15 protein-coding genes are annotated in these 20,588 nt (G+C 72.4%); 4 read left to right on the top strand and 11 right to left on the bottom strand.

Annotation, left to right across the window (positions count from 1 at the left end; genetic code table 11):
• Positions 1-58: 58 nt before the first annotated feature.
• Genes gmd through ACGFZF_RS16770 form a run of 3 tightly spaced genes read right to left on the bottom strand, consistent with a single transcriptional unit; the run spans position 59 to position 3,308 of the window.
• Positions 59-1,132, bottom strand: coding sequence for a GDP-mannose 4,6-dehydratase (gmd, locus tag ACGFZF_RS16780; protein WP_393554697.1), 1,074 nt, complete (start codon positions 1,130-1,132; stop codon positions 59-61).
• Between the two features lie 8 nt (positions 1,133-1,140).
• Positions 1,141-2,487: an O-antigen ligase family protein gene (locus ACGFZF_RS16775; RefSeq protein WP_393554696.1), complete on the bottom strand. Its 1,347-nt coding sequence runs from the start codon at positions 2,485-2,487 to the stop codon at positions 1,141-1,143.
• Entirely contained in the window at positions 2,484-3,308 is an 825-nt protein-coding gene (locus ACGFZF_RS16770; protein ID WP_393554694.1) for a glycosyltransferase family 2 protein, read from the bottom strand. The genes ACGFZF_RS16775 and ACGFZF_RS16770 overlap by 4 nt, the downstream gene beginning before the upstream one ends.
• Positions 3,309-3,596: 288 nt before the next feature.
• On the opposite strand from ACGFZF_RS16770, the gene ACGFZF_RS16765 reads away from it, so the two are divergent.
• Together ACGFZF_RS16765 and ACGFZF_RS16760 are read left to right on the top strand one after the other, a co-directional pair.
• The gene (locus ACGFZF_RS16765; RefSeq protein WP_393554692.1) at positions 3,597-5,036 is read left to right on the top strand and encodes a polysaccharide biosynthesis tyrosine autokinase; all 1,440 of its coding nucleotides are present in this window, start codon (positions 3,597-3,599) and stop codon (positions 5,034-5,036) included.
• On the top strand, positions 5,033-5,635 hold the full coding sequence (locus ACGFZF_RS16760) for a low molecular weight phosphatase family protein (RefSeq protein ID WP_393554690.1): 603 nt from the start codon (positions 5,033-5,035) through the stop codon (positions 5,633-5,635). The genes ACGFZF_RS16765 and ACGFZF_RS16760 overlap by 4 nt, the downstream gene beginning before the upstream one ends.
• Here ACGFZF_RS16760 and ACGFZF_RS16755 read toward each other — a convergent pair.
• The 6 genes from ACGFZF_RS16755 to ACGFZF_RS16730 all read right to left on the bottom strand — a co-directional run bounded on the left by ACGFZF_RS16755 (position 5,601) and on the right by ACGFZF_RS16730 (position 12,545).
• Positions 5,601-6,602, bottom strand: a complete 1,002-nt coding sequence (locus tag ACGFZF_RS16755; protein WP_393554688.1) for a polysaccharide deacetylase family protein — start codon at positions 6,600-6,602, stop codon at positions 5,601-5,603. The genes ACGFZF_RS16760 and ACGFZF_RS16755 overlap by 35 nt on opposite strands.
• Positions 6,599-7,534, bottom strand: a complete 936-nt coding sequence (locus tag ACGFZF_RS16750; RefSeq protein WP_393554686.1) for a class I SAM-dependent methyltransferase — start codon at positions 7,532-7,534, stop codon at positions 6,599-6,601. Before ACGFZF_RS16750 ends, ACGFZF_RS16755 begins: the two co-directional genes overlap by 4 nt.
• Before the next feature lie 177 nt (positions 7,535-7,711).
• Complete coding sequence (locus ACGFZF_RS16745; RefSeq protein WP_393554684.1) at positions 7,712-9,154, bottom strand: GH1 family beta-glucosidase; 1,443 nt, start codon at positions 9,152-9,154, stop codon at positions 7,712-7,714.
• A gap of 57 nt (positions 9,155-9,211) precedes the next feature.
• On the bottom strand, positions 9,212-10,114 hold the full coding sequence (locus tag ACGFZF_RS16740) for a carbohydrate ABC transporter permease (RefSeq protein ID WP_393554682.1): 903 nt from the start codon (positions 10,112-10,114) through the stop codon (positions 9,212-9,214).
• 4 nt (positions 10,115-10,118) lie between these two features.
• Positions 10,119-11,120, bottom strand: coding sequence for a carbohydrate ABC transporter permease (locus ACGFZF_RS16735; RefSeq protein WP_393554680.1), 1,002 nt, complete (start codon positions 11,118-11,120; stop codon positions 10,119-10,121).
• A 90-nt stretch (positions 11,121-11,210) separates the two neighbouring features.
• The gene (locus ACGFZF_RS16730; RefSeq protein WP_393554678.1) at positions 11,211-12,545 is read right to left on the bottom strand and encodes an ABC transporter substrate-binding protein; all 1,335 of its coding nucleotides are present in this window, start codon (positions 12,543-12,545) and stop codon (positions 11,211-11,213) included.
• A gap of 432 nt (positions 12,546-12,977) precedes the next feature.
• Between ACGFZF_RS16730 and ACGFZF_RS16725 the strand changes: the two genes are divergently transcribed.
• A complete protein-coding gene (locus tag ACGFZF_RS16725; RefSeq protein ID WP_393554676.1) occupies positions 12,978-14,018 on the top strand; it encodes a LacI family DNA-binding transcriptional regulator in 1,041 nt (346 codons plus the stop codon).
• Positions 14,019-14,132: 114 nt separating this feature from the next.
• On the opposite strand, the gene ACGFZF_RS16720 is transcribed toward ACGFZF_RS16725, so the two are convergent.
• Positions 14,133-15,878: a glycoside hydrolase family 6 protein gene (locus ACGFZF_RS16720; RefSeq protein ID WP_393554675.1), complete on the bottom strand. Its 1,746-nt coding sequence runs from the start codon at positions 15,876-15,878 to the stop codon at positions 14,133-14,135.
• Between the two features lie 16 nt (positions 15,879-15,894).
• Positions 15,895-17,415: a cellulase family glycosylhydrolase gene (locus ACGFZF_RS16715; protein ID WP_393554673.1), complete on the bottom strand. Its 1,521-nt coding sequence runs from the start codon at positions 17,413-17,415 to the stop codon at positions 15,895-15,897.
• 263 nt (positions 17,416-17,678) lie between these two features.
• Here ACGFZF_RS16715 and ACGFZF_RS16710 point away from each other — a divergent pair, with 263 nt between their 5' ends.
• Complete coding sequence (locus ACGFZF_RS16710) at positions 17,679-20,588, top strand: glycoside hydrolase family 48 protein (protein ID WP_393554671.1); 2,910 nt, start codon at positions 17,679-17,681, stop codon at positions 20,586-20,588.

Below are 20,588 nucleotides of genomic sequence, written 5' to 3'. Positions count from 1 at the left end.
GAGGCCGGACCGGGCGAGGGGACCGCGCACCGGGCCCGCCGCCGGCCGTCGGACGGTGTCACCGGGGCGGGACCGGCAGACCCGCGCCGTGCGGCGCCGCCGGTACCGGGCGCGCCGTGCCGCCGGACGTCACGGCCGGGCCGGGCACCGGCGCCGTCCCCCTGCCGAGCTCCGCGTCGACCATGATCCTGGCGAGCTCCGGGGTGTGGACCGAAGCGCGCCAGCCGAGCAGCCGTTCCGCCTTCGAGGCGTCGCCGATCAGGTCCGGCACCTCCGTGGGGCGCAGGTAGCGCTCGTCGAATCGGACATGGCGCTCCCAGTCGAGCCCCACGTGCTCGAAGCAGAGCGTCAGGAAGTCCAGCACGCTGTAGCTCGTGCCGGTGGCCACCACGTAGTCGTCGGGCTCGTCGGCCTGGAGCATCCGCCACATCGCGTCCACGTACTCCGGCGCGTAGCCCCAGTCACGGCGCGCCTCCAGGTTGCCGAGGTGCAGTTCGCGCTGCTCGCCGCGGGCGATGCGGGCGGCCGCCGTCGCGATCTTCCGGGTCACGAAGGTCTCGCCGCGCCGGGGCGACTCGTGGTTGAAGAGGATCCCGTTGACGGCGTGCAGGCCGTACGCCTCACGGTAGTTGCGGGTGATCCAGTACGCGTACACCTTGGCGCAGGCGTAGGGCGAGCGCGGGTGGAAGGGTGTGGTCTCCGACTGCGGGGCCGGCGAGACGCCGTACATCTCCGAGCTGGACGCCTGGTAGAAGCGGCAGGGCAGCCCCGTCATCCTGATCGCCTCCAGGAGCCGCGTGGTGCCCAGACCCGTCGTGGAGCCGGTGAACTCGGGCTCGTCGAAGGAGACGCGGACATGGGACTGCGCGGCCAGGTGGTAGACCTCGTCGGGCTGGATCCGCTCCAGGAGGGTGCTGACGCGGGAGCCGTCGGCGAGGTCGCCGTAGTGCAGCCGCAGCCGGGTGTCGGGCTCGTGCGGGTCCTGGTAGAGGTGGTCGATCCGGCCGGTGGAGAAGGACGAGGAACGGCGGATCAGGCCGTGCACCAGATAGCCCTTCGAGAGCAGGAGTTCGGCGAGGTACGAGCCGTCCTGCCCGGTGATTCCTGTGATCAGTGCAACCTTCGTCGGCATGGGTCACCTCAGCTGTGCGGTACGGAGAGGGCGGGGAAGGGCACGGGGACGGCGGCCGCGGGCGCCGCGACCGGCCGCGCGGGGTCCGGGCCGGCCCGGAGGGCGAGGGCACAGAGCACACCGAGGACGAGGCCCTGTTCGGGAAAGAACTGGTAGGTCAGGGCGAAGACGAGCTGGCCGCAGGCCAGGGTGACCAGCGGACGGGAGGCGGGCCCCGGCCGGCGCAGCACGCCACGCACGGCCGTCGCGTACAGGGCGACGAAGGCGAGCACGCCCGGCACGCCGATCCGCAACAGCAGGTGGAGGTAGTAGTTGTGCGGTGAGACCCCGACGAGCGCGCCGTCGAGAAGCCGCTCGAACCCGGAGCCGAAGGGCCGTCCGGTGAGCCACTCGCGGGGACCGTCGAGCGTTCCGAGCAGCTCGTACCAGCCCGCCGTCCGCCAGCTCAGGGTGCCGCTGTCGGAGGCGGAGACGGCCAGGTCGGTGCCGTACCGCCCGAGCAGGCCGGTCGCGACGGCGTACAGCCCCGCGCAGACGCCGGCAGCCGCCAGCCAGAGCCGCAGCCCGCGCCGGCCCGCCCGCGCCGGCCCGCCGGCCGCGGGGTCCGTGCCGGCCGCCGGGCCCGCGGCGGTGAAGAGCCAGACCGCCAGCATCACGACGGTCACCAGCCACACCGTCCGGTGCTGCAACAGGACCACCGTGAGCAGCAGGGGAGCCGTGAGCAGATGGCGACGGGCACCGAGCCGGGTCGTGTACAGCAGGATCACGGCGGCCTGGGCGATGACCAGCGCCTCCGGGGCCGACAGCGCCCGGGACTCGCTCGGCACGCCGTCGATCACGACCTGTCCGACGGCCGAGCCGATGCCGTGCCGCGCCCACCACGCCGCGGCCCGCAGCGCCTCGACGCAGGCCGCGGCCACCCAGACCGCGCAGAGCCGTCGCACCAGCCGTTCGTCGAAGCCCGTCGAGATGCCGTACAGGGCGAGTCCGAAGACGTAGAGGAAGGGCACGCGCAGGTCGTTGCCCGCCGCCTGAGGCCCGAACAGGGAGGCCCCGGTCACGAACGAGTACGCGGTCGACAGCAGGATGAGCCCGAGGAGGAGCAGCACGAGGTGGGGCCGTGGCGGGCGGCGCACCATGCGGACCGCCGTCGCCACCAGGGCGCAGCACACCAGCAGGTCCTGCGGGGTGAGGCTGACGCCCAGGTGGACGACCGTCGTGGAGTGGGCCGCGGGCCACATGCCGGCCCCCAGCAGGATCGCGACGCCGGTGGCGGGAGCCCGGACGAAGAGGACGGTGAGCGCGCCGAGGACGAGCAGCCCCGTGCACGCGAAGAGCAGGAGGGTGGGCGTCACCGCGCCGCCGCCGCGCGCAGGACGGTCCGCAGGTAGGGCGAGACCATCAGCAGGGGGGCCCAGGGCCAGTTGTGCCGCAGGCAGTAGGTCCACCACTGGCGGGGCGGCAGCTCGCGCTGCGAGGTGACCCGGCGCAGGGCCGCGCGGACCCCGATGCCGGGCTCGCGGGACCCGCTGAGCGGCGGATTGGACTCGCACACCCCCACGTGCCGCGGCGCCACGTAGAGCCGGACGCCCGCCCTGCGGGCCCGGAAGCCGTGGTCGTAGTCGCCCATGCCGTGCGGGAAGACGCGGTCGACGTCCCCGACCCGCTCGCGCACCGCGCGGGGGAGCAGGACGACGTTGCCGTTGTACGTGTCGCAGGGCTCGGGCCGGCCGGTCGGCTCCACGACGTCCAGGGCGAGGCCGCGGCCTCGGCTGCGGCGCCCCGAGTACGTGGTGCGCGCGGTGGCGCGGGACCGGACCGCGCCGACGACCACGGCGCCCTCGCCGACCTTCCCGGCGGTGCCGAGGAGCACCGCCAGTGCGTCGTCGGCGAGTTCGACGTCGTCGTTGAGCCAGAGCTGGTGGGTCCACGGGGTCTCGTCCTCGGCGCAACTGTCCCGGGCGGCGATGCGCGTGCCCTCGCCCCAGTAGACGTCCGTGCCGACGACGCGCAGCCGGACCCCGGGGTGTAGACGCCGGACCGCCTCGGGCGTGCCGTCCGAGCTGCCCGCGTCGACCAGGTGGGTGCGCAGCACGGTCCCGGCGGGCAGGTCGCGCTGGTGCTCCAGCGCGGCGAGCGCCGACAGCGTCTTGGCACACCGGTTGTGACTGGTCATCAGGATGGCTACACACGGTGCTGACGACATGCGGCCCCTCGGATCGACCGGAGCGGATGGATGCCGCCCAGTGTTGGGCAGCGGACCCGGCGAATCGCCGGGCCACGCGCACGCGGACGCCCCCGACCGCCCGCTTGGCCGTACCGCGGCGGCCGGCGGCGCGCGCATGGATGAACGCACGGCTCCGCTGCCCGGGATGCCCCGGATCTCATGCCTATGCTCTGCACGCATTTATGGGTGAACAGTAGGAGTCGGGCATCCTGTCCCGGCCTGGCTGAGGGGTGTTCCTTGGATCTCCGCGCTTTCCTGACGGTCGTGGTCCGGCGCTGGCCGGCCTGTGCCGCGTGCCTGCTGCTCGGAGCCCTCGCGGCCTGGGGCGTCAACACGCTGTCCACCCCCGTCTACGAGGCCCGCACACAGCTGTTCGTCGCCACCCACACGGGATCCGACACCATGCAGCTCAACCAGGGGCAGAGCTTCTCGCAGGCACGGGTGCTGTCGTACGCCAACATCGTGAACACCCGGCAGGTGACCGCACCGGTGGTCAAGGAGCTGCGTCTGCCCACCACACCGGAGGAGCTCGCCGGACGCATCCGGGCCGAGGCTCCGGTCAACACCGTCCTCATCGACATCACCGTCTCCGACACCGACCCGCGGCGGGCCGCCCGCACCGCGAACGCCGTCGCCGTCCGCTTCGGCCGGGTCGTCGAGCGCCTGGAGACGCCGCGCGCCGTGGTCGCCACCGGCCGGGAGACCGCCGCCCCCATCTCCCCGGTGACCCTCGGGGTGACCCAGGAAGCCGCCGTGCCGACCGTCCCCGTCTCGCCGCGCCCGCTGCTCAACCTCCTCGTCGGCCTCCTCGGCGGACTCCTCCTCGGCGTCGCCCTCGCCGCGCTCAGGGAGACCCTCGACACCACCGTCAAGACCGCCGACGCCCTGGGCGAACTGACCGCGCTGCCCCCGCTCGCCACGATCCCCTTCGACTCCGAGGCTCCGGACCATCCGGTCACCGTCGGCGAGGCGTCCCACTCGCCGCGCGCCGAGGCGTTCCGCAGGCTGCGCACCAACCTGCAGTTCGCCCAGGTGGGCGACCGGCCCCGGATCATCTCCGTCACCAGCTCCCTGCCCGGCGAGGGCAAGACGAACACGGCGGCCAACCTCGCCGTCTCCCTGGCCCGCGCCGGCATCTCCACCTGCCTCGTCGACGCCGACCTGCGCAAGCCGTGCGTGGCCCGCACCTTCGGACTCGTCCAGGACGCCGGACTCACGAACGTCCTCATCGGACAGGCCACGGCCGAGGACGTGATGCAGCAGGCCCCGGCCGGGCTCGCCGTGCTGGCCGGAGGGCCGATGCCGCCGAACCCCACCGAACTGCTCTCCTCCGCACGGATGGGAGAGGTCCTGCGCGAACTCGCCGCCGCCTACGAGATCGTCGTCGTCGACACCGCACCGCTGCTGCCCGTCGCGGACACCGTCGGCCTGGCCCCGCTCACCGACGGCACGCTGCTCGTCGTCCGGGCCGGCAAGACCTCACGCGAACAGGTCCGCGCCGCCGTGGACGCACTCCGGAACGTCGGCGCCCGCACGCTGGGCACCGTCTTCAGCATGGCCGAGGCCGCCAAGGGCGGGTACGGCTCCTACGGCACCTACGGCGAGCTCCCGGCACCGCGCCCCGAGGCGCGGCGCGAGGACGCGCAGGACCCGCAGGACACCGGGGCGCGCGGATGACCGGCGGGCCGGGGCGGGACACCACCGTCCTCTTCGTCTGCACGGGCAACACCTACCGCTCCCCGCTCGCCGAACGCCTCCTCCTCGCCCGGCTCGGTCCGGACAGCCCGATCCGGGTCTCCAGCGCCGGAACCCGCGCCCCCGCCGGCGACCGGATGGACCCCGCCACCCGGTCCGTCCTGGCGGAACTCGGCGGCGACGCCGACGGGTTCCGGCCCGGATCGCTCACCACGGAGAGGGTCATGCGCGCCTCGCTCGTCCTCGGCATGGAACGCGAGCACCGGGAGGCGGCGGTGCGCCTGGTCCCGCTCGCTCTGCGCCGCTGCTTCACCTTGCGGGAGTTCGTCCGCCTCGCCGAGGGCGACCGCCAGGACGGAGGTGACCCCCTGCCCGGCGGCGCGGACGTGCCGGGCCTCGTGGCGCGCGCCGCCGCACGACGGGGAACGGTGGCCCCGCCCGGACCGGGAGCGGACGGAATCCCCGATCCGTACGGCGAGCCGCACGACGTGCTGCGCCGCTGCGCCGCGGACATCGACGCGCTGGCCGACCGGCTCGCCGTCCTGCTCAGCGCCGTCCGCAGACCTGCCGCACGGCTCTGAGCACACCGAGTCCGGTCCGGTACACGGCCGGCTGGAGCCCGGAGAGCACCGTCCCGAAGCGGTCCGGCGACGTACGGGTCGAGACCCGCAGCCGGCTGAGCCGCAGCGGGTGCTGGGAGGCCGGGTCGCTGAGCGCGTGGTCGTAGAGGAAGCCGGACCGGTAGCCCAGCGCGCGCAGCGCGGTGTCGGCACGGGTGTCGAAGTCGCCGTTGGGATAGGCGAAGGCGGTCGGCGGGTGGCCCAGATGGTCCGTCAGAAGGCGGTGGGCCGTGCCCACCTCGGCCCGCACGGTGGCGTCGTCGCAGCGGTCGAGGCAGGGATGCGTCAGGGTGTGGCTGCCGACCACGACACCGCCGGCCTCCAGCGCCCGCAGGTCCGCCGCGGTGAGCTGCCGGCCCCGGGGCGCCGGTTCCGCCGCCGTGTCCCGCAGCTCGGCGAGGGCTGCCCGGCGCCGGGCGTCGGGCAGCCGCTTGAGGGCGTAGGCGGCCGCCGCCGGTGTGAGGCCGGCCGGGAGCCCGCGGCAGCTGCCGCCGTGCGCGAGCAGATGCGCCGACTCGTCCCACCAGAAGGGCTCGTCGGTGCCGACGAGCCCGGCGATGACGAAGCAGACGGCGGGGATGCCCCGTTCGGCCAGCAGGGGGAGCCCGTGGTCCAGCACGGACGGATCGCCGTCGTCGAAGGTGACCAGCACGCTGCGGGGCGGCAGCGGCACCCCCTCGTGCACCGCTGCCTCGACCTCGGCGAGCGAGACCGGCCGGGCGGTCCCGGCGAGCAGGTCGAGCTGCGCGGCGAAGGCGACCGGATCCTCGACACCGTGATAGCCGAGGACGGCGAGCCGGCCGGCGGCGCGGTTCCCGAACCACCGCTGGACGGGGGAGCGGTGCAGCGCGCGGTCGAGGCCGTGCCACCGCTCGTACCGCTCGTACAAGGCCGTACGGCGGCCGACGTCCACGGCGGCCCGGCTCATGCCGCGTCTCCGGCGTGCGCGGAGTACGGGGGGTCCCCGGCGTCCCCGACGTGCGCGGTGGTTCCGGTGCGTGCGCCCGTCGGCGCGCCCTGTCCGGCGCCCGGGAAGGAGGCGCCGTACCCCTCCCCGGGGTGCCAGTGCTCGGCCGGATCCTCCCGGAAGTGCAGGAACGCGCGGTGCTCTCGCTCCGACCAGGACGCCAGGGAGCCCAGGAAGTGGCTGGTCGTCGACAGGACCACCGCACGGTCGGTCAGCGCGGGCCGCGCCGCCTCCAGCTCCGCGGTCTCGTGCCGCGCGTCGACGTACGTGTCCAGGGCCAGCAGGTCGATCCCGCCCTTGCGGACGCGGGCGCTGCCGAGCGCGGCGACCGAGTCGTCCACGACCCGGTCGACGACTCGGGCGTAGGGACCCCGCCGGATCAGCTCACCCGACTGCGGATCGAAGTCGACGGCCGTCAGCCCTCCGTGACCGTTGCGCAGCAGCGCCGCGGCGATCAGGCAGCTGGTGATGCCGCGGTGCACCCCGGCCTCCACCACGTGGTCGGGCCGCAGCGCGCGCACCACCGCGTACGCGGCTGCCCGGCGCGCGTAACGCACCAGGTGGTCGCAGGTCCGGCGCCGCGGCCCGGTGGCGAGCACCTCGCGCATGTGGGCCCGCAGGGCGGTGTCGGCCTCGACCTCGTCGAGGTACTCCCGCAGCTCCGCGACCGGCCGTCCCGTGACGGTGGCCGTGAACCAGGCGAGGTGCTCGCGGTTGACCGCGGTGAGGTCGTACGTGAAACAGGCGTTCTCCCGGGACCGCACCAGCCAGCTCCCCGAGCGCCGCAGGACGGACGCGTTGTGGCGGGCGACGGTGGCGAACCGCAGGGGCAGGGCGGCGACGGGAGCGAGTGGACTGGCGGCCAGCCGCCGTGACAGCGAAGTGGGTTGCACCGGCCCACCGTAGGGCGGAGCCCTCGCGCGGTACCGGGTGAAATGCCCGCCCGGGCCGTCACGTCACCCGACTGGCGAACCCTGCCGTGCCGTGCCGGGCCCCCGCCCCCACGCCCCGGCACGGCGGAGGGCGGGCGCCCCTCCCGGGTGCCCGCCCCCTTCATCCGGTGCGTACGCTCACGCGTCGCCGGGAGCGCGCAGCTCGCCCGACCGGGCCACCCCGGCGTACCAGAGGGCACTCGACTTGGGCGTGCGCTCCAGCGTGTCGTAGTCGACGTGGACCGCGCCGAACCGCTTGGCGTAGCCGTAGGCCCACTCGAAGTTGTCGAGCAGCGACCAGAGGAAGTAGCCCCGCACGTCCACCCCGTCGGCGATCGCGCGGTGCACCGCGTCCAGGTGCGCGTGGACGTACGCGGCGCGCTCGGGGTCGTGGACGGTGCCGTCCGGGCCGACCTCGTCCTCGTAGGCGGCGCCGTTCTCGCTGATCACCAGCGGCAGACCGGGATAGCGGTCCGCCGTGCGCTTCAGCAGGTCGTACAGCGCGCTCGCGTCGACGGGCCAGCCCATCGCCGTGCGCTCGCCCGGCGCCCGGTGGAACGCGACGTCGTCCGCGCCCGGCCACGGCGAGTGCTCGCTGTTGCCGTGGCCGTCGTCCTGCGGCTTCTCGTCGCCCTGCGCGACCCGTGAGACGACCGTCGGGGCGTAGTAGTTGATCGCCAGCAGGTCCAGCGGCTGATGCGCGGTCGCGGTGTCGCCGTCCCGGACGAAGGACCAGTCGGTCAGGTGCGCCGTGTCCGCGAGCAGGTCCTCGGGGTACGCGCCCTCCAGCATGGGGCCGAGCCAGACCCGGTTGCCGACGGCGTCGATCCGCCGGGCCGCCTCCACGTCCTCGGCCGAGGGGGTCAGCGGACGGATCTCGTGCAGGTTGAGCGAGACCGAGAGCTGACTGCCCTCGGGCAGCGCGGACCGCAGCGCCTGGACGGCGAGGCCGTGGCCGAGGTTGAGGTGGTGCGCCGCCCGCAGCGCGGAGACCGGGTTCGTCCGGCCCGGCGCGTGGACGCCGGAGCCGTAGCCGAGAAAGGCGCTGCACCAGGGCTCGTTGAGGGTGGTCCAGCGCTTCACCCGGTCGCCGAGGGCGTCGGCCACGAGGGCGGCGTAGTCGCCGAAGCGCTCGGCGGTGGCGCGCTCGGGCCAGCCGCCCGCGTCCTCCAGCTCCTGGGGCAGGTCCCAGTGGTAGAGGGTCAGGGCGGGCTCGATGCCGGCGGCGAGCAGCTCGTCCACCAGCTGCCGGTAGAAGTCCAGGCCCTTCTGCACGGCCGGGCCGCGGCCGGTGGGCTGCACCCGCGACCACGAGACGGAGAACCGGTAGGCGTTCAGGCCGAGGTCGGCCATCAGCCGGACGTCGTCCCGGAACCGGTGGTAGTGGTCGACGGCCACGTCGCCGGTGTGGCCCTCGAAGACCTTGCCCGGGGTGTGCGAGAAGGTGTCCCAGATGGACGGCGTCCGGCCGTCCTCGCGGGCGGCGCCCTCGATCTGGTAGGCGGCGGTGGCCGAGCCCCAGAGGAAGTCGGCGGGAAAGGAACGGGTGGCGGTGAGCGGCCGGGTCTCGGACGCGGTCATAGGAGAGCGCTCCCAACGCGAAGATGCGGATGCGGTACGGACAGGGGGAAGGGCCGGTCAGCTCTTGACGGCACCGGCGGTGATGCCGCCCACGATGTGCTTGCCGAGCACGGCGAAGACCAGCAGCAGCGGCACCGTGGATATCAGCGCGCCGGTCAGCACGATCGCCTGGTCGACGGAGTGGTTGCCCGCCCCGAGACCGGCCAGCGCCACCTGGAGGGTCGGGCTGCCGTCCGGGGTCAGCGCGATGAACGGCCAGAAGAAGTCGTTCCACGCCTGGACGAAGACGAGCATGCCGAGCACCGCCATCGCGGGTCTGGCCACCGGGAACACCACGTGCCAGATGATCCGCAGGCTGTGCGCGCCGTCCATCCGGGCGGCCTCGACCAGTTCCACCGGCAACGCCTCGATCAGGAACTGCCGCATGAAGAACACGCCGAAGGCGGCGACCAGGGACGGCAGGACGACCGACTGGAGCTGGTCGACCCAGCCGAGGTCGGTGATGATCTGGTAGAGCGGGATCACGCTGAGCTGCGGCGGGATCGTCATCGTCGCGACGACCAGCGCCAGGAGCGCGCCCCGGCCCTTGAAGGGCAGCTTGGCGAAGGCGAAGCCGGCCAGGGTCGAGAACAGGACCGTGGACACGGCGACGAGACTCGCGACGACGGTCGTGTTGACCAGCGCCTCGCCCATGTCGACCTGGTTCCAGGCGAAGGTGAGGTTGTCGAAGAGCCGCGGCCCGGGCAGCAGGGGGGCCGGGGGCGAGACCACGCGCTCGCCCGTGTGGGAGGCGGCGACGAGGTTCCAGTACAGCGGGAAGAGCGAGATCAGGGCGGCGATGCCGAGCAGCACGTACGTCAGCCATCCCGCGTGGTGCTGGCGGCCGGCCGCCGAACGCCGCCTGCCGCGCCTCGTGCGGCCGCCGTCGGCGGCGCGCGTCGCGTCGAGGGTGTGGGTCATGAGGTCAGGCCCCCAGCTTCTTGCGGTTCGCCCGGCCGACGAGCGCCTGGACCGCTCCGATCAGCAGCAGGAGCAGCAGCATCACCCAGGCGATCGCGGACGCCTGGCCCAGCGCGCCGGTCACCCAGCCCTTCTCGTACATCAGCAGGCTCAGGGTCTGGTACTGGTTGCCGCTGCCGCCGCTGATGCCGACACTGCCGCCGAAGATCATCGGCTCGCCGAAGAGCTGGGTGGCGCCGATGGTGGAGACGATGACGGTGAACAGGATCGTCGGGCGGATCGACGGGATGGTGACGCTGAGGAACTGGCGCCAGCGCGAGGCACCGTCCAGCGCCGCGGCCTCGTACAGGTCCTGCGGCACGGCCTGCATCGCGGCCAGGTAGATGAGCGCGTTGTAGCCGGTCCAGCGCCAGGTCACGATCGCCGAGATGGCGATCTGCGACGGCCACTTGGACGACTCCCAGGAGACGGGGTCGAAGCCGACCCAGCCCAGGGCCGTGTTGATGAGGCCGTAGTCGGTGTTGAACAGCTGGGCGAAGACCAGCGTGGCCGCCGCGATCGAGGTCGCGTACGGGGCCAGGACCGCGACCCGGAAGAACCCGCGGCCGCGCAGCTTGTAGTTGAGCAGGTGGGCCAGACCCAGCGCCATCATGAGCTGCGGGACGGTGGAGATCACGCCGATGGTGAAGGTGTTGGCGAGCGCGTTCCAGAAGAACTCGCTGGTCGCCAGCGAGCTGTAGTTCTCCAGCCCCCGCCACTCGGCGGTGCCGCCGAGCTCGACCCGGTTGAGCGAGAGCCAGCCCGTGTAGATCAGCGGGAACAGGCCGAAGGCCGCGAAGGTGAGGAAGAAGGGGGCGACGAAGACGTACGGGATCGCCTTCAGGTCCCAGCGGTAGAGCGTGCTGCGCCGGCCGGCCCGGCCGGCCGCGTGCGAGCCGGGGGAGGAGGGCGGAGGTGCGACGGGGGGCGGGGAGCCGCCGCTCGTCGCCCGAACGGAGGTGGCCACGGGGGCGTCCTTCCAGGTCGATGCGTGCGGTGGTGCGGACGGTGACGGCCCGCCGCCCTCAGGCGGCGGCGGGCCGTCACGCGGTCCCCGCTACTGGTCGATCTTGTCGTCGATCAGCTTCTTGACGTTCTGCCAGGCCTTGTCCGGGGCCGTGCCCCGCTGCTCGATGTCCAGGATGCCGTTGTCGGTGATGAAGGTCTTCACCTGGCCGTCCCAGCGGCTGATCGGCGCGGGCGTGATACCGGCGGCGGCCTCCGAGTAGATCTTGCCCACCGGGGTGTCCCCGAAGTAGGGCAGCTTCGCGTCCTGGACGACCGAGGAGGTCAGCGTGTCCTTGGAGGACGGGATGTTGCCGTTCACGCCGAAGACCTTGGCGTGCTGCGCCGGGGCCGTCAGCCAGGCGGCGAGCTCGGCGGCCTCCTTGGTGTGCTTGCCGGCCTTCGGGACGGCGAGGAAGGCGCCTCCCCAGTTGCCCGCCACCGGCGGGGCCGCGATGTCCCACTTGCCCTGGTTGCCCGCGCCGGCCTGGTCCTTGATGATGCCCGTCATCCAGCTCGGGCAGGCGACCGTGGCGAACTTCGAGTTCTTGAAGGCGGCGTTCCAGGTGCCCTTCTCGTCGAACTGGCGCAGCTTCGCGGTCAGTCCGCTCTGCGCGGCGGAGACGGCGGTCTCCCATGCCTTCTTCACGCCGGGGCTGTTCTCGTAGTCGAGCTCGCCCTGGGTGTTCGCGTACTGGATGGGCTGGCTGGAGACCACGGCGTTGAACAGGCCGCTCGCCGAGTCGTGGAACGAGGTCCCGGCGGGGGCGCTCTTCTGGTAGGTCTTGCCGGCCTCCAGGAACTTCGCCCAGTCGCCGGCCCACAGCTTGGCGACCTCCGTGCGGTCCGTGGGCAGCTTGGCCTTGGCGAACAGGTCCTTGTTGTAGCAGATGGCCATCGGGCCGATGTCGGTGCCGAGTCCGATCACGGAGCCCTTGCCGGTGGTGGCCTGCTTGACCTTCCAGTCGAGGAACGCCCCGAGGTCCGCGCCGCCGGTCTTGCCGAGGTCGACCCACTTGTCGCCCATCGCGGGGCCGGTCGCCTCCGCGATGTAGCCCACCTCCAGGGCCTGGATGTCGGCCAGGCCGCTGTTGCGGGAGAGACGCAGCTTCAGCGTGTCCCAGTACTTCTGGCCGTCGGCGACGTTCGACTCTTCAATCTTGATGTTGGGGTGGGTCTTCTCGTACTCGGCGTAGAGCTTGGCGCCGGTCTTGTTGTCGTAGCCGAAGGAACCGAAGGTCCCGATCCGCAGCGTGATCTTCCCGTCGCCGGACGCGTTGTCGTCGCTCCCGCCGCCGCAGCCGGTGAGCAGGGCCGTACCGGTCGCGAGGACGGCGACCGCGGCGATGGCGGTGCGGTGACCGCGTCTGCTGCTGGAAGTGCGCATTCCACTCTCCTCGTCCAAGGTGGTGCTCGTTGTGCGCCAAGTGGGCCCGGCGGGGGGTTCGCGGCTCGGCGAGGCCCCGCCCGGACCTGATGAAGGGTCGGTGTCGCTTCCCGGATGGGAGCGCTCCCACGTCGTTGCCGGAAGGTTGCTGCCTGGCGGGTGCGAGTGTCAAGACATGAACGCGGATTCGTTACCGGAAGGTGTTCGCCGGGTTTCGGGCCCTCGCGCCCCGAGCGGCATCGTCATGTCCTGAACGCGGACCATGACATCGGGGAGGGTCGTCCCGTACTGTGGGAGCGCTCCCATCCCTCGGGTCGGCGTAGGTTGTTCCACGCGCGCCCGGGGAGGGGCTCGGAGCGGCTTCCGCCCCTCTGATCTGCCGCGACGGGATCGACGCGGAACGCGGGTTCGTACGAGGGGAGTTCGAGGTTCGTGAACGGACGGCGCAACGGCAGGCCCACTCTGGAGGAGGTCGCGGCCCTGGCCGGCGTCGGCAGGGGCACGGTCTCGCGGGTGATCAACGGCTCGCCCCGGGTGAGCGAACAGACCAGGGACGCCGTCGCCCGCGCCGTCGCCGAGCTCGGGTACGTCCCCAACCAGGCGGCCCGGGCGCTGGCCGGCAGCCGCACCGACGCGGTCGCCCTGGTCATCCCCGAGACCGAGGCGAGGCTCTTCGCGGAGCCCTACTTCCTCGACCTCATGCGCGGCGTGAGCGCCGAGCTCGCCGACGCCGACAAGCAGTTGCTGCTCACCCTGGTGCGCACCGAGCAGGAGCGCCAGCGTTTCGAGCAGTACCTCGCCGCCCAGCGCGTCGACGGCGTGCTGCTGGCGTCCGTGCACGGCGACGACCCGCTGCCCGACCGGGTGCGGGAGCTCGGGCTGCCGGTGGTCATGAACGGCCGGCGCGCGGAGGCCGAACCCGTCGCCTACGTGGACTCCGACAACATCGGCGCGGGCCGTGCGGCCGTCGCCCACCTCGTGGGCCGGGGCCGGGCCCGGATCGCGACCATCAGCGGTCCGCTGGACATGTACGTGGCCCGGGCCCGTCTCGGCGGCTACCGGGCCGGTCTGGCGGAGGCCGGTCTGGCCCCGGACGAGTCGCTGGTGGCGACGGGTGACTTCACGGAGGAGGGCGGCCGGCTGGCGATGCGCGACCTGCTGGAGCGGAACCCGGACCTGGACGCGGTCTTCGCCGCCTCCGACGTGATGGCGGCCGGCGCGCGGTCCGTGCTGCGGGAGGCGGGGCGCCGGGTCCCCGAGGACGTGGCGTTGGTCGGGGTGGACGACTCGGCGGTGGCGCGGCTCATGGACCCGCCGCTGACGAGCGTGCGCCAGCCGATCGAGGAGATGGGCCGGACGATGACCCGGCTGCTGCTGCAGAAGATCGCGGAGAAGGCGGACGGCGAGCGGACGGCCGAGGAGGAGCCGCGCCGGGTCCTGCCGACGGAGCTGATCGTGCGCGACTCCTCCTGAGCGGGACCCGCGGCGGGCCGCGTGTGCGGACGCCGGCGCGCTCGCGCGGGCACGCACCGGGGCCGTACGGAACCCGCCGGTTCCGTACGGCCCCGGGCGCTCACCGGTGCGGTGTCAGAGCGCCGGGTGGGCGTTCTTCAGCAGCTCCTGGAACTGGGCCGAGAACCACTGACCCGAGAGCGGCGCGTCCGGCAGGGCGCCCGACATGCTGTTCCCGTTGCGCGCGTTGCCCGTGTACGTGGGGTCGCACATCCGGTCGAAGCCCTTGCCCTCGTTGTTCGGGATCTCCTTGCTGGCCCCGTCCGACTCGCCCGGCGGCTTGATCCACACGTACGCGTCGATGCCGGCTGCCGGAGCGGCCTGCGGCCGTTCGCCGAGTCCGGCGCCCGACTGGTTGCACCAGTTGCCGAGGTGGATGCGCCGGTCGTACCGCCCGCCGTTCACGTAGGTGTCGACCGTCGTCCGGGCACCGGGTGCGGTCGGCCGGGCGGTACCGCCCCAGCCGTTGCGGGAGGTGTCGATCAGCATGCCGAGGTTCTGGTCGAAGCCGAGGGAGACCAGCTTGGTCCGCATCGCCTGGGCGTACGACAGCTCGTCGGTGTACCGGTTCCAGTCGACCCACTTCGACTGGCGCACGGAGACGCCGTTGACGCTGTCGTCGATCGTGAAGTGGTCCTCCTTGAGCGCGCTGTAGTTGGCGGTGTTCACGATGAAGCCGTGGACGTCGGCGAGGGTGGAGCCCTCCGCCGTCGCCGCCGTCCTGAAGAGCTCGGCCGAGGGGCCGAAGTTGTCGTCCCAGCCGAGCCAGCCGTGGTGGCCGGCGTCCACGTAGTTGTAGACGTTGGCGAGGGAGCCCAGCTTGTTCAGCGCGTAGCCGACGCCCTTGATGTAGTTGCCGTTGGACTTCATCACGTCGCAGTTCGGGGTCGCCGTGGGGCGCCCGGAGACGTTGGTGACGAGGTTCGGCAGCGAGTCGATCTCGACGGTGGTGACGATCCGCAGCCCCGCGTACGTGGAGTCGGCGAGGATCGCGGCGATCGGGTCGATGTACTGGGTCTTGTACTTGTCGATCTCGGTGGGGCCGAGCTCGCCGTTCGAGGCGAGCGCCGCGCAGTCGCGTCCGGGGAGGTTGTAGATCACCAGCTGGACGACGAGCTCCCCGCTGCCCTTCTGAGCGAGGGCGGCGTCGAGGTGGTCGCGCAGGCCCATGCCGCCGTTCACGCCCGCGATGGCGGCGGTGCGGTCCAGCCAGACACCGGTGGGCTGGTTCGCCACCCTGTTGCCGCCGGGCTCGGCGGCGGCCTTGGCGGACCACTCCGGGTTCACGTACACCTTGGCGCCGGCGTACGGGTTGTCGGCCTTGCCGCCCGACGGCGGCGGGGTCGTGGGCGGGGTCGTGGGCGGCGTGGTGGGCGGGGTCGTCGGCTCCGTGGTGCCGTTGCAGGTGACGCCGTTCAGCCTGAAGCCCGCGGGGACGGCGTTGGTGCCGCTGTACGACCCGTTGAAGCCGAAACTCGTCGAACCGCCCGTGGCCAGCGTTCCGTTGTACGACAGGCTCTTGGCCGTGACCGCGGCCCCGGACTGGGTGATCGTGGCGTTCCAGCCCTGGGTGACCTTCTGGTCGCCGCCGTAGGACCACTCCAGGGTCCAGGAGGCCACCGGGTCACCGGTGTTGGTGACGACCACGTTGGCGCCGAAGCCGGTGTTCCACTGGTTCGTGATCTGGTACTCGACCTTGCAGCCCGCGGCGGCGGCGCCCGCGGTGGTGGTGAGGACGGTGGCGGTGGCGCCGGTGGCCGTGATCAGGCCGAGGGCCGCCAGCAGGGCCGTGCGGCGGGGCGTTCGGGTTGTGCGGCTCATGGTGATGAGGTGCCTCTCAGTTCAGGGCGCGCAGTCGGTCGCGCAGCCCGATGCCGAAACTGGTGGGGGTGCCGTCGTACGAGGTGATCAGTGCCGGACCGGACGAGCAGTTCCAGGTGTTCCAGGTCCAGCCGAGATAGGAGAGCCCGCGGTCGTCGAACCACGTCATGACGCGGTCGATGAAGCCGTGCCCGCAGGTGTTCTCGCCGATCTCGCCCGCCACGAGGGGGACCCGGGCGGAGACGGGGGCGAGGGTGCTGTCCCAGCACGCCTCGTTCGCACAGGTGTTGAAGTTGTAGACGTGCCAGGCCGCGGCGAGCCGGCCGGCCGGGTCGGTGGGGGCGTGCGCGAGCCACTGGCTCAGGTCGTTGGAGTAGGCGATGCCGGGAACGAGGACGACGTTGCGGGAACCCGTCGCGCGCACGGCGTCGACCAGGTCCTGCATGCCGGCGACCTCGTAGCCGATGCCGGGGCAGGTGCCGCCGTCGCGCCAGCAGGTCCATGCCTGTGCGGCTGTGGTGGTCGCCCGGTCGGGATAGGGCTCGTTGAAGAGGTCGAAGACGATCCGCCGGTCGTGCTTGAAGGTGTTCGCGACCGAGGTCCAGAACGCCGGGGTGTACCGGGCGTTCGGCATCGGCTTCTGGCAGGTGGCGTGGACGTCGGAGCAGCCCGCCGAGTTGCCGGTGTACTGCCCGTACGTCCAGTGCAGTTCGACGACCGGGGTCATGCCGTGGGCGAGGACCCGGTCGACCAGGCCCTTCACGGCGTCGACGTAGGCGGTGCCCCGGTACTCGGGCTTGACGTTGTCGTGGCCCAGCCAGCACTCCTCGTTGAGCGGGATACGGACGGTGTTCGCCTTCCAGTCGGCGATGGCGCGCACGGCGGCGTCGTCGACCGGGCCGTCGAAGAAGCCGTGGCCCTGCACGCACATGAACTCGCCGCCGGAGCGGTTGACGCCGAGGAGGCGGCGGGTGGCACCGTTCTGGTCGGTGAGCCGGTTGCCGGTGACGCCCAGCTCGGGCGCTCCGGTGACCGGGTCGGGGGGATCGGTCGGTTCGGTGGGGCTCGGGGTCGGTTCGGTCGGGGTCGGAGTCGGGGTGGGTTCGGTGGGGCCGGGGTCCTCGTTGCAGACCGCGCCGTTCAGCGTGAACGCGGCGGGCGCACGGTTGGAGCCCGACCACGAGGCGATGAAGCCGGCGGTGACGCTCGCGCCCGTGCCGAGCGACGCGTTCCAGCTCTCGTTCGCGGCTGTGACGCCCGCATCGGTCTGGGACCACTTGGCGCCCCAGCCCTGACCGATCCGCTGGCCGTCGGCGAACGCGAAGCCGAGACTCCAGCCGTTCAGCGCCGCGGCGCCGTTGGTGACGGTGACGGAACCCTGGAAGCCGCCGGCCCATGAGCCGGCGACGGAGTACTGGACGGTGCAGGCGGGTACGGCGGCGGCTCCTGTCGCCGTACCCACGACGGCGAACGCACTGCTCGCCGTCAGGAGGGCCGCCCCGGTGAGCAGGGCGGGCAGACGCGGGGGATGTCGCATGAGCGACTCCTTGAGGCGAGGGCGCGTCCTGACGACGCGCCGACGGCATGGAATCGCTCCCACTGGTGGGCCAGACCGTAGCGGCAACTGGCGCCAGGGAAAAGAGGAGTTGACGGAATTCCCGGTCGATTGGCTTCGACTCTTCACGCACCTTGACGTGCCTGCGTCACGTAGGCACAGTGGGAGCGCTCCCACTGGTTCAGAGCTTGTGCTCATGCTCTTCGCACGCCCCACCTCCCCGAGCCGCGAGGAGAACCACCCGCATGCCACCACACCCGCCCCGCAGGCGACGCGGCACGCTGACCGCGCTGGCCGCGGCCCTTTCGCTCCCCCTCGGCCTGACCGCCGTCGGCACCACCCCGGCCACGGCCGCGGCGGTGCAGTGCAGCGTGGACTACAGGACCAACGACTGGGGGTCCGGCTTCACCGCGGACGTCACCCTCACCAACCGCTCCGCCACCGCCCTCGACGGCTGGACCCTCGGCTACGCCTACACCGGCGACCAGAAGCTGACGAACGGCTGGAACGGCACCTGGACCCAGTCCGGCAGGACGGTGAGCGTCACCCACGCCGACTGGAACAGGACGGTCGCGCCGGGCGCGGCCGTGACCGCCGGCGCGCAGTTCACCTACAGCGGGACCAACACCGCCCCCACCTCCTTCACCGTCAACGGCACCCCCTGCACCGGCGCCCACCAACCCCCGGTCGCCGTCCTGACCAGCCCCGCCCCGGGCGCCGTCTACGCCGCGGGTGACTCCGTCCCGCTCGCCGCCACCGCCGCCGCCGCGGACGGAGCCGTCGTCGAGAAGGTGGAGTTCTACAGCGACACCACGCTCCTGGGCACGGACACCGGCGCGCCCTTCACCCTCGGCGCGGCCGGCCTCGGAGCCGGTGCCCACTCCCTCTACGCCAAGGCGTACGACAGCCTCGGCGCCTCCGGCGAGTCCGCCCCCGTCGGCATCACCGTCGCCGCGGGACCCGCCCTCGTCGCCACCCCCGGCCAACTGGCCGTGCGCCGCGGCGAGTCCGGCACGTTCGACCTGAAGCTCTCCACCCGGCCCGCCGCGGACGTCACGGTCGGCGTCGCCCGGACCTCGGGAAACACCGACCTCTCGGCGACACCCGCCACCCTCACCTTCACCCCGGCGAACTGGAACACCGCCCAGAAGGTGACGGTCGCCGCGGGGACCACCGGCACCGGCTCCGCCGTCTTCACCGCGACCGCGCCCGGCCACACCAGGGCCGAGGTGACCGCGACCGAGCTGGCCGCCGACTCCACCTACGACGCCCGCTTCCTGGCCCTGCACGGGAAGATCACCGACCCGGCCAACGGCTACTTCTCACCGGAGGGCGTCCCGTACCACTCGGTCGAGACGCTGATCGTCGAAGCCCCCGACCACGGGCACGAGACGACCTCGGAGGCGTACAGCTACCTGATCTGGCTCCAGGCCATGTACGGCAAGATCACCGGTGACTGGACCAGGTTCAACGGCGCCTGGGAGACCATGGAGCGGTTCATGATCCCCACCCGCGCCGACCAGCCCACCAACTCCTTCTACAACGCCTCCAAGCCCGCCACCTACGCCCCCGAGCACGATCTGCCCTCGCAGTACCCGGCGAAGCTCGACCCGGCGGTCACCGCCGGCGCCGACCCGATCGCCGGTGAACTGAAGACCGCCTACGGCACGGACGACGTCTACGGGATGCACTGGCTCCAGGACGTCGACAACGTCTACGGCTACGGCAACGAGCCCGGCAAGTGCTCCGCCGGACCGACGGCGACCGGACCCTCGTACATCAACACCTTCCAGCGCGGACCCCAGGAGTCCGTCTGGGAGACCGTCCCGCACCCCACCTGCGACCGCTTCGCCCACGGCGGCCGGAACGGCTTCCTCGACCTGTTCACCGGCGACTCCTCCTACGCGAGGCAGTGGAAGTTCACCAACGCCCCGGACGCCGACGCGCGCGCCGTCCAGGCCGCCTACTGGGCCGACGTCTGGGCCAAGGAGCAGGGGAAGGGCGGACAGGTCACCGCGACCGTCTCCAAGGCGGCCAAGATGGGCGACTACCTGCGGTACTCCATGTTCGACAAGTACTTCAAGAAGGCCGGCGACTGCGTCGGCCCGACCACCTGCCCCGCCGGCACCGGCAAGAACAGCGCGCACTACCTGATGTCCTGGTACTACGCCTGGGGCGGTGCCACCGACACCTCGGCCGGCTGGGCCTGGCGGATCGGCTCCAGCCACGCCCACGGCGGCTACCAGAACCCGCTCGCCGCCTACGCGCTCAGCGAGTACGCCCCGCTGAAGCCGAAGTCGGCGACCGGCGCCGCGGACTGGGCGACGAGCCTCGACCGCCAGCTGGAGTTCTACCGCTGGCTCCAGTCGGACGAGGGCGCGATCGCGGGCGGCGCCACGAACAGCTGGCAGGGCAGGTACGCACAGCCCCCGGCCGGCACCCCCACCTTCCACGGCCTCTTCTACGACGAGAAGCCGGTCTACCACGACCCGGCGTCCAACCAGTGGTTCGGCTTCCAGGCGTGGTCGATGGAGCGCGTCGCCGAGTACTACCGGCAGTCCGGTGACGCCGCCGCCAAGACCGTCCTCGACAAGTGGGTCACCTGGGCGCTGTCGAAGACCACCGTCCATCCCGACGGCACCTACCGCATCCCCTCCACCCTCCAGTGGTCCGGCGCGCCCGACACCTGGAACGCCGCCGCTCCCGGCGCCAACGCCGGCCTGCACGTCACCGTCGCCGAGTACACCGACGACGTCGGCGTGGCCGCGGCCTACGCCAAGACCCTGACCTACTACGCGGCCAAGTCCGGCCACGCCGAGGCCAAGCGGGTCGCCAAGGCACTGCTCGACGGCATGTGGACGCACCACCAGGACCCGCTGGGCATCGCCGTCGAGGAGACCCGCACCGACTACAACCGCTTCGACGACCCGGTGCACGTGCCCAGCGGCTGGACGGGCACCATGCCGAACGGCGACACGGTCGACTCCTCGTCCACCTTCGCCTCGATCCGCGGCTTCTACCAGGACGACCCGGCCTGGCCGAAGATCGAGTCCTACCTCGCGGGCGGCGCCGCGCCCGTCTTCACCTACCACCGGTTCTGGGCCCAGGCGGACATCGCCCTGGCCATGGGCTCGTACGCGGAACTCCTCGAGTAA

The organism is Streptomyces sp. NPDC048338 (genome assembly GCF_043201055.1).
Lineage (GTDB): Bacteria > Actinomycetota > Actinomycetes > Streptomycetales > Streptomycetaceae > Streptomyces.
This window is presented reverse-complemented; position numbering and strand designations above follow the sequence as displayed.